Annotated in this window: 7 protein-coding genes and 1 rRNA gene; 5 read left to right on the forward strand and 3 right to left on the reverse strand. The window is 45.6% G+C overall.

Annotation, left to right across the window (positions count from 1 at the left end):
* Positions 1 to 3 precede the first annotated feature (3 nt).
* Both HQN90_RS32960 and HQN90_RS32965 read left to right on the forward strand, forming a co-directional pair.
* Positions 4 to 933 (forward strand): glycoside hydrolase family 113, encoded by a 930-nt coding sequence (locus HQN90_RS32960; RefSeq protein WP_173226984.1) that lies wholly within the window; start codon positions 4 to 6, stop codon positions 931 to 933.
* A gap of 174 nt (positions 934 to 1,107) precedes the next feature.
* A complete protein-coding gene (locus tag HQN90_RS32965) occupies positions 1,108 to 2,211 on the forward strand; it encodes a LacI family DNA-binding transcriptional regulator (protein ID WP_173226985.1) in 1,104 nt (367 codons plus the stop codon).
* 394 nt (positions 2,212 to 2,605) lie between these two features.
* On the opposite strand, the gene hisC is transcribed toward HQN90_RS32965, so the two are convergent.
* The 3 genes from hisC to HQN90_RS32980 form a co-directional block, all read right to left on the reverse strand.
* A complete protein-coding gene (gene hisC, locus HQN90_RS32970; RefSeq protein WP_173226987.1) occupies positions 2,606 to 3,736 on the reverse strand; it encodes a histidinol-phosphate transaminase in 1,131 nt (376 codons plus the stop codon).
* Between the two features lie 490 nt (positions 3,737 to 4,226).
* On the reverse strand, positions 4,227 to 6,377 hold the full coding sequence (locus tag HQN90_RS32975) for a 5'-nucleotidase C-terminal domain-containing protein (protein WP_173226989.1): 2,151 nt from the start codon (positions 6,375 to 6,377) through the stop codon (positions 4,227 to 4,229).
* Between the two features lie 140 nt (positions 6,378 to 6,517).
* Positions 6,518 to 6,796, reverse strand: coding sequence for a hypothetical protein (locus HQN90_RS32980; protein WP_079419434.1), 279 nt, complete (start codon positions 6,794 to 6,796; stop codon positions 6,518 to 6,520).
* Positions 6,797 to 6,954: 158 nt separating this feature from the next.
* Between HQN90_RS32980 and HQN90_RS32985 the strand changes: the two genes are divergently transcribed.
* The 3 genes from HQN90_RS32985 to HQN90_RS32995 form a co-directional block, all read left to right on the forward strand.
* The gene (locus HQN90_RS32985) at positions 6,955 to 7,176 is read left to right on the forward strand and encodes a hypothetical protein (RefSeq protein ID WP_173226991.1); all 222 of its coding nucleotides are present in this window, start codon (positions 6,955 to 6,957) and stop codon (positions 7,174 to 7,176) included.
* Between the two features lie 71 nt (positions 7,177 to 7,247).
* Positions 7,248 to 7,643 (forward strand): VOC family protein, encoded by a 396-nt coding sequence (locus HQN90_RS32990; RefSeq protein WP_173226993.1) that lies wholly within the window; start codon positions 7,248 to 7,250, stop codon positions 7,641 to 7,643.
* 700 nt (positions 7,644 to 8,343) lie between these two features.
* Positions 8,344 to 8,585: ribosomal RNA gene (locus HQN90_RS32995) — 16S ribosomal RNA — on the forward strand; the annotation flags it as partial.

Raw genomic sequence — 8,585 nt, forward strand, 5'->3', positions numbered from 1 at the left:
GAAATGGAATATATCAAAGGAATGACATGGGGCTGGGTAGGCACGCGAGGCACATGGGCCAACGAAACCGCTGATTTTTCGATGACAGAAATGGCTAAGCTAGGCGTGAATTGGACGGCTATCGCCTTGTCGGCTCTCCAAGATCACCCGCAAGCGACTAGCATTAACTATAAAGCTGAGCCGACGGTGACGGATGCCGAAGTCGTTTGGGCGATTAAGAAAGCCCATGGACTAGCGCTCAAGGTATGTTTGAAACCTGTTGTTAACTGTGCGAATGGTGTTTGGCGCGCTCATATTAATTTCTTTGACAAGGATGTACCGTGTGAGCCCAAATGGAGCGAGTGGTTCGCCAGCTATACGGAATTCATTCTTCATTATGCCCAAATCGCGCAGGATACCGGGTGTGAAATGTTCTGTGTCGGTTGCGAAATGGTACAGACGGATCGTCGCGCCGATGAGTGGAGAACGCTGATCGGGAAAGTGAGGGAAGTTTACACTGGCGTGATCACTTATAACTGCGATAAATATCAGGAGACGAATGTCACTTGGTGGGATGCTGTTGATGTTATCTCCTCGAGCGGCTACTATCCGATTGATTCTTGGGAAGAACGTGTTGCGACGCTGGAAGCTTTTGCTGCCAAGCATAGTAAGCCGTTCTTCTTCATGGAAGCCGGCTGTCCAAGCCGCGAGGGCTCGTCGCTGCTGCCGAACGATTGGGGCCTCGAAGGTTCGGTCAGCATGGAAGAACAAGATGAGTACTATCGCGTCATGTTGGAGAAGATTGGCAGCAAGCCATGGTTCCGCGGCTTCATGCTGTGGGATTGGCCAGCGCAGCTGTACCCAGAAGCCGAGGCTGGACGCAACGACGACTATTGTATGTACGGCAAGCCCGCAGGGAAGACGATTGAGGCTTTTTATCGTCAGCAGATTTAGCAGCTTTCTAACATGATAAACCTTAGCCGTCTGTATTCATATCTATGAGCCTGTTATTCTTCGAAACGCTCGACGATGAAAAGATAGCGCTAATTTCATTTGTTATGATAATATAATGCTAACAAATAGTATACGCCAATTACATTGGTTGCTAAACGAAATGGGTGAACGCTCTTGTCGCAAAAAATTACGATGCAAGAGATTGCAGATCGTCTTAGTGTTTCTAAATATGTCGTATCCAAAGCACTTTCCGGTAAATCCGGCGTCAGTGAAGCGACGAGACAAAAAGTGGTGCAGATGGCAGGACAGCTTGGATATCTGGCTCAGAAAAAGCCAAACACGCCTTTGGCAGATTCGGATAAACGCTGGGTTTCCAACGGAACAGAAGAAGGGCGGAGCACCGTGCTTGTGCTCATGCCGAATATTCGGCATCAAACGAAGGAATCATCGTATTGGGGCAAAATCCTCGACGGGATATCCAAGGAGCTTGAAAACAGAGGCGCTGATATGCTAACGCTAACGTTGAACTCAGCAGAGGGACTTAACAGCAGCTTGCGGCCGCAAGGCTTAGCTGGTGTGATTGGTGTCGGGGAGATATCCCGATCCCTGCTGCTTGAAGTGCAGCGTCTGGGGCTGCCGCTTGTGCTGCTGGATCATGATGACCCGTTTATTTCGGCTGATCAGGTGTTTGCCAACAACCGAGACAGCGCCTATCGGATTGTTCAATATTTACTTGGACTCGATCATCGATCTGTCCAATTCATCGGGAATACAGCATTCTCCAAAAGCTTCCGTGAACGCTGGCAAGGATTTCGGGAGGCTCTGGAAGAAGCGGGTATCGCCTACTTGCCTGAGACCTTTCAGAAGCTGCTCCACTTGGAGCAGTTGGATGCACAGGTGCAGGAGGAACAGATCCGTGAAGCTTTACGCCCTCATTTGGGGCGAACCACACTGCCGTCGGCGTTTGTTTGCGCGAACGACCGCGTTGCTTCTGCGGCGGTTGCGGCTTTGCGCTCATTGGGTGTTTCAGTCCCGGACGAGGTGTCTGTGACCGGATTCGATAATATTGAAGCTGACTATCCCAATCTGCAGGAGCTTACAACGGTTAATGTGATTAAGGAAATTATCGGGAAGCGGGGGGTTGATGTCTTGTTTTGGCGGATGGCTAATCGAGACTTGCCGGCAGAAACGATCCTGATTCGCGGTGATATCCTTGTTCGCAAATCAACCGTCACTCCGCGGATTCATGATCTTCCGCATGAGCTTAGCAGGACATAAGCGTTGCAAAAAGGGGCCGTCTCACAAGCAGAAAAGCTGCTTGAAGACGGCCCTCGTTTTTGCTGACACTTTCTCATTGCCCTGATGTCGTCCTGATCCAGTTCCTTAGAATAAACCTGCAATTGTGCATCTTTTTTACGCTTGGGATAGCCCAAAACATGAAATTCCTGCAATTGTGCATGTTTTTGAGGCTTTTTATGGACTTGAGGCTGGATAAGATGAAAATACCTGCACAATTGCAGGCATTTCCACTTTTCAACCTAATTCGCTCGGAAATTCCTGCACTTTCGCAGGTTTTTACGGTCAGGGGAGCCGAATCACTTAACATGGCTTAGGGGACAGCCCTCTCTTAGGCCTTTATCACACCAACATGAACTGAATAGTCTTGTCGCAATTATATGCTGCGAGCAGCTGCTGCATCCAGCACTTCACGAAGTGCCGCGAGGAAGGCGTTTTGCTCCTCAGCCGTTCCTATGGAGATACGCACGTGAAGGGGAAGATTCCAGCCAGCACCATAGCGAACAATAATGCCTTTGCCCATCAATTGGTCATAGATGGATTTCGCATCTGGTCCAAGCTCTATTAAGACAAAGTTGCTCATACTACGGGTAAAGCCGATCCCCAGCAGCTCTAAGCCTTCATATAATTGCTCTCTACCGGCTGCATTCATGCTGCGGGTCGCTTCCACATGTGCATCATCCAAAATGGCAGCCGTAGCCCCAACTTGAGCTAAGGCATTCACATTAAAAGGTTCTTTCACCTGACGAATATGCTGCAAAATGGCAGGAGCTGCAATGCCGTACCCTACACGGATGCCTGCTAATCCATAAATTTTGGAAAATGTCTGAGTAACGATAATCGGATAACCTGAGCGCACAAGCTCGAGTCCATCGCAATAATCGTCTGCTGTTACAAAGTGGCTGTAAGCTCCATCGAATATGACCAGTACCTGAGAAGGGAGCTGATCCATCAACTGGTGCAAATCCTGTTTCTTCATATATGTACCCGTAGGATTGTTGGGCGAGCAAATGTATAGCAGCTTTGTTTTTTCGTTGACAGCAGCAAGAATGTCCTGGATCTCGTAGCTATAATTTTCACGAAGTGGGACTTCAACGACGCGGGCACCCATCAGATTGGCCCCGAATTCATATTCGCTGAATGTAGGGGACGGCACAACAATTTCATCCCCTGGCTCCAAAAAGGTTTCAGAAATAAGTGTAATCAGCTCATCTGCACCATTAGTCACAAGGACTTGATCGGCAGTGAAGTCGTATTTTTTGGCAATAGCTGCTCTGAGGTCAACTGTATCTGCGTCAGGGTAGCGGTGAATATCAGATACATAAGATTGGATGGCAGAGATCGCCATAGGAGATGGACCTAAAGGATTCTCGTTGGAAGCCAGCTTAATGACCTTCTCGATCCCTAATTCCCGCTGAACTTCCCAAATCGGCTTGCCGGGAGAGTAAGGCTTCATCTCACTTAACACGCTGCGAGGACGGATGGTTTCCATAGTTCGATTGTTCATAGCAATCACTCCTTAATAGATAATTACTTTAGTTAAATAATACATTAACTTGGTAAAGTAGTAAAGTAAAAATTAGTATCTCCTATCATGAGTACGTAGTATAGTCTAGTTTAGAAGCGAGGGGAGAATTTGAAACCGCGAAAAAAGAGAAAGACTTTATTTTTGTCCTATTTTGCCTTTTCTCTATGGCTAGGTGCAGGGATTGCTACTTATTTATTTGGTGGGAATCCGGGTGTAGCTATTTTCAGCAATTTGTTTTCTATGATTGTGTTTCTTATATTAGCGTCTTTACTCATAAGTTCTAAACGGAAAATGTTTAAAGAGGAAATCGTAGTGTTCATGCTGCTTCTCTTCCCATTCATTTTGTTTGTTTTTCTGATGATCGGAAGTATGACGGGTGTTCTCGAATGATAGAAAAGAACAGCACGCACCAATGAAATCTCAGTACGTGCTGTTTGAGTTTTTTATAACTTAATCAATATCCTAGCTATTACTTCTTCAAATCCAAACGAATATCACGGCCATCGTCCTGTACAGACAGCTCTTTGCCAGCTGTTTTCAGCGTATTCGCGTATTTAACCCAAGCATCCAGCATTACAGCGCCATCTTTCCAATCCTTCACTTCACCAAATACGGTAAATCCATCACCGCTGCCTGTAGCCATGAAATCATTGGTTGTTACCTTGAAGGTACGCTCTTTGTTGAACTTGCCGTCCACATAGATAGGTGTGCCATCAACCAAGGTGATTTTAGAATATTTTTCACCTAGCGGCTTCGTGCTGTCCCACTCCACTTTCAAGCCGGAGAATTGAATCGCAGGAAGGTTGGAATACTTGTCGGTTACTTCCAAAGCCTTCTTAATTTGCTCAGCCGTCATGGTGCCAGTAACGTTGTAATTACCGAAAGGGAACACTTCGAACATTTTACCGTACGTCAGATCACCTTTATCCAAATCAGCGCGAACGCCGCCAATATTCGTGAAGGCAATGTCCGATTTCTCAGAAGCACGCATCGCATCTGTGATGCTGTTGCCTAATTGCGTGGTACCATCGCGTTCAACGCCGCCATTGGCTGCAAAACGGAAGGACTTCCGGCTTAGCGGTTCCGAAACTACGGCTTCTACTTCATTGGATTTTGTTGAAATTTTAGCTTTATAGTCTTCAACCGTTTGATGAATTTTTGCATCAGCAGTTGTTAGGTTTGTATAGGTTTCTAGCAAGCTAGCATTGGATGAAACGACTTGCTTGGTAGTTTTATCAACAAACAATTGAATATGACCTACCGCATAAAGCCAGCTCTGAGCTTCGACGACAGGGATTCCATTCACGATACCGGAAACGCGCAGGTGGGAGTGACCGCCAACAATCGCGTCAAGTGTGCCGTTGCCTGTTCCGTTGGCAAGATCAGCAAGCTCGCTGATAATTTCTTGTGATTTTTGGTTTTGCTCGCCTGGCAGATGGGAAGTGACCATGATGATATCCACGCTTTTAGCGCGAAGCTCATCGGACAGTTCCTTGGCTAATGGTACCGGATTGACAAAAGAGAGACCCTCAATATTGGTTGATTTGGTTGTTGTCGTTGTTTGCGGCGTTGCGAAGCCGATAATCCCGATTTTAAGGCCATCTTTTTCAACGATGACATATGGCTCTGTCCAGTCAACGCGTTTGCCTGTTTTGTCATCGATAATATTGGCTCCGAGGATAGGGAACTTGGCGTTTTTAATATTGTTAATCAAAACGTCACGGCCAAAATCAAACTCGTGGTTACCAATCGCCGCCGCATCATACTGCACCTGAGCCATCGTATCCATGACGGATTGGCCATTCGTTGTATTGGAAATGAGAGTACCTTGCCAAGCGTCACCGCCGTCAACAACGACTGTGCCTTTTGGATTTACAGCGCGGAAATCGCTTACGATACCACCCAAAGTTTCGATGCCGCCTTGCTCTTGATTTCGTTTTTTGTCAAAGCCGACTTCGATTTTACCGTGAATATCATTAGTAGATAAAATATCAACAACTTTAAAAAGGATAGGTTTAAGTGCTTTGGCTACTTCATCGCGCGTTACAGCCGCTGTAGGATTGAAATTTCCGTCCAGAGTCGGGGAGAAAATTCCGCTGATAACAGCATAAGCAACATAAGGGCGAGATTCTTTGGCAATAGAAGAGGAATCTTTGAAGTAGTTCAGTACATTCTCATTCACTTTAGGCAATTGACCGCCTGTGACGACTTTCACGATTAACTCAGCGAGTTCTTGACGTGTAACAGAGGCATTCGGGTGAAACGTCCCGTCCGCAAAGCCGCTAATCAACTTAGCTGCAACCGCATTCGCGACAGCTTGTTTTTGCCAATTGGCCAAATCGGAGAACGTTGCTGTGCTAGGGTTGGCATTCGTTAGCTTGGCGGCACGATTGATCATGGTTACAACTTCAGCACGTGTAGCCTCATTTGCCCCGCGATAGTCGGTATCTCCATAGCCTTCGATGGCTCCGTTGTCAATGGCAAGGCGCATGTCTGATTTCATCGCAACGGGTGCGTTCGGCACTGCGGATTCTGCGAAAGCCAGGCTGCCAGCGAAAGAGCTGGTTAGAACCGTAACAAGAGCGAGAGCTGTGAGTCGAGTGGTCAATGTTTTTTTCATAAGTGTAAGAGTCCCCCTTCATTAATAGAACGCAGGTTAATTAGTTCATCTATTAGTATATAGGAGATTGGTAGTTTTTGAGAAGTAAAGAAATTATGATTAGCAGCATGCACAAAAAAAGCCGTTCACCTTCCAAGAGGCTAATTGGCTTTGCGGTCCATATGAACTTCAAAATGATAAATCGTGTTGCGTGTAAGCACTCGGAAATCCATTCCGTCACGATCTATCGCTTGTACTCTTGTTGTTTTGAAAGGGATATAACGGTTGATTGCGGATAGCATCATAGGGGAACCAACCTCGGTAGGGTTCATTTCACAGAAAGTCTGCCCTTGAATCTGATCAAAATCGAATCGTTCTGAACGATGTTTCGGGGTAAACCCATCCACTTCGTAGATTTGAAGAAGCTTTAGTAATCTCATGTCTGATACCCTCCAATCGGAACCTCTTTCTTTTAGTATACACCCAGCTTGACGTCAAAGTGAAATTTTGCAACCTAACAAATAACTAATATTGTCTTCACACTTTCCTTGTTTCCCAAATATACAATTGAGCTATCTAAAGTGGGGGTGTTGCTGGCATGATGCACACGACGATGATCGTTGAAGGGAAAGAAGTTCTTATGTTTTTTGATTCCGTTTATCAGGATGATATCCATGCAGCTGTTGAAACGATCAAAAAGCATTTATCGAATGCTCAGGTGAAAAAAGTGTTTGATGATCTCGGTTTGGTTAATATCACCAGCAAGGAAGTAACGCTCTATTCGCTGGACGGAGAGATGGAAACGATCTGTATCTCTTAAATTAATGAACTAGCCCTCAGACTCTCTTTTCGTTACAATAGAAGGAGTTGAATTTGGGGAGGTTCTATTAAATGGCAGTTTTGAAATTGGAGCATGTCGGTGTCATGGTAGCAAACTTGGAAACATCCATTCGTTTCTATGAGGAAGTTATCGGTCTCAAGCACAAAGGCACGCTGCTTCATACGAACGGTGTGATTCGACTTGGCTTTCTGGGTTTTGAACAGTTAAATGAAACGGAAGTAGAATTGATTGAAGGTTATAACGGAAACTTGCCGCAAGAAGGCAAAGTTCATCACTTGGCCTTTACGGTGGATGACGTTGAAACCGAATTTGCAAGAATCAAAAGCTTGCATGTTGAAGAGTTGGATACGGAGATAACAACGCTTCCGAATGGTTCCAGATACTTTTTCTTTAATGGACTGGACGGAGAGCGCATCGAATTTTTTCAATCAACACGAGGAATGTAGCTTTATAATCTGCTGAATTCAGGCATCCTTTTACTAGAGCTGTCATTCTGGTAAAGAGGTGCTTTCTTTATATAAAAGCAGAGCTTCATGCGGTTCGCTAACCACTTCGGAATATTAAGCTTCAATAAATGAGTGGAAAGCAAAAAGGATTAGCTGCGATGATGACAATGGAATATCGAAACGATAGGAAGGTACCTGAGAAGGCACTTTCCTTATTTGTATGCGCATGTAGGAAGATTCAAAACAGTGGCAATAGTGGAACATTTCCAAAGGGCTTGTAATTGGTTGCTGAGCATGTTACATTAGTCCTCGTTGCTTTTGAAGCAGCAAACACCATGAACATTGAATGGATTTGCCTTCCAAGTGTAACGTATGGTAATATGGTTTTTCCGACAGACACCGACAGAAATTGACGAGAAAAAAAGTGCTTGCAATTGATGGACGAGCTGTGGTATATTACTTCTCGCTGCTTCGGTAACACGGCAGTGAGCGAAAGAAATTGATCTTTGAAAACTGAACAACGAGTGAGTAAGCACGAACGAGCAATCGTTCAAAAAAGAGATTGTAAAATCTCGCTAGCAAGTCAATTGAGCATTCAGCTTTCAGATATACGGACAAGCAATTGTCCTTTTGTGGGGCCCACGGAAAGTAATCGGAATTCTCTTCGGAGGTTCACTTCACTTTCTGGGGATTCTACATTACTATGGAGAGTTTGATCCTGGCTCAGGACGAACGCTGGCGGCGTGCCTAATACATGCAAGTCGAGCGGAGTATTTCCTTCGGGAAATGCTTAGCGGCGGACGGGTGAGTAACACGTAGGCAACCTGCCTATCAGATCGGGATAACTATCGGAAACGATAGCTAAGACCGGATAATTGGTTTTCTCGCATGAGAGAATTATGAAACACGGAGCAATCTGTGGCTGATAGATGGGCCTGCGGC

The organism is Paenibacillus alba (assembly GCF_013204855.1).
GTDB classification, from domain to species: domain Bacteria; phylum Bacillota; class Bacilli; order Paenibacillales; family NBRC-103111; genus Paenibacillus_E; species Paenibacillus_E alba.

Coding starts and splice junctions, on each gene's coding strand:
- HQN90_RS32975 (WP_173226989.1), bottom strand. CDS start 6,377: ATGAAAAAAACATTGACCACTCGACTCACAGCTCTCGCTCTTGTTACG.
- HQN90_RS32990 (WP_173226993.1), top strand. CDS start 7,248: ATGGCAGTTTTGAAATTGGAGCATGTCGGTGTCATGGTAGCAAACTTG.
- hisC (WP_173226987.1), bottom strand. CDS start 3,736: ATGAACAATCGAACTATGGAAACCATCCGTCCTCGCAGCGTGTTAAGT.
- HQN90_RS32985 (WP_173226991.1), top strand. CDS start 6,955: ATGATGCACACGACGATGATCGTTGAAGGGAAAGAAGTTCTTATGTTT.
- HQN90_RS32960 (WP_173226984.1), top strand. CDS start 4: ATGGAATATATCAAAGGAATGACATGGGGCTGGGTAGGCACGCGAGGC.
- HQN90_RS32980 (WP_079419434.1), bottom strand. CDS start 6,796: ATGAGATTACTAAAGCTTCTTCAAATCTACGAAGTGGATGGGTTTACC.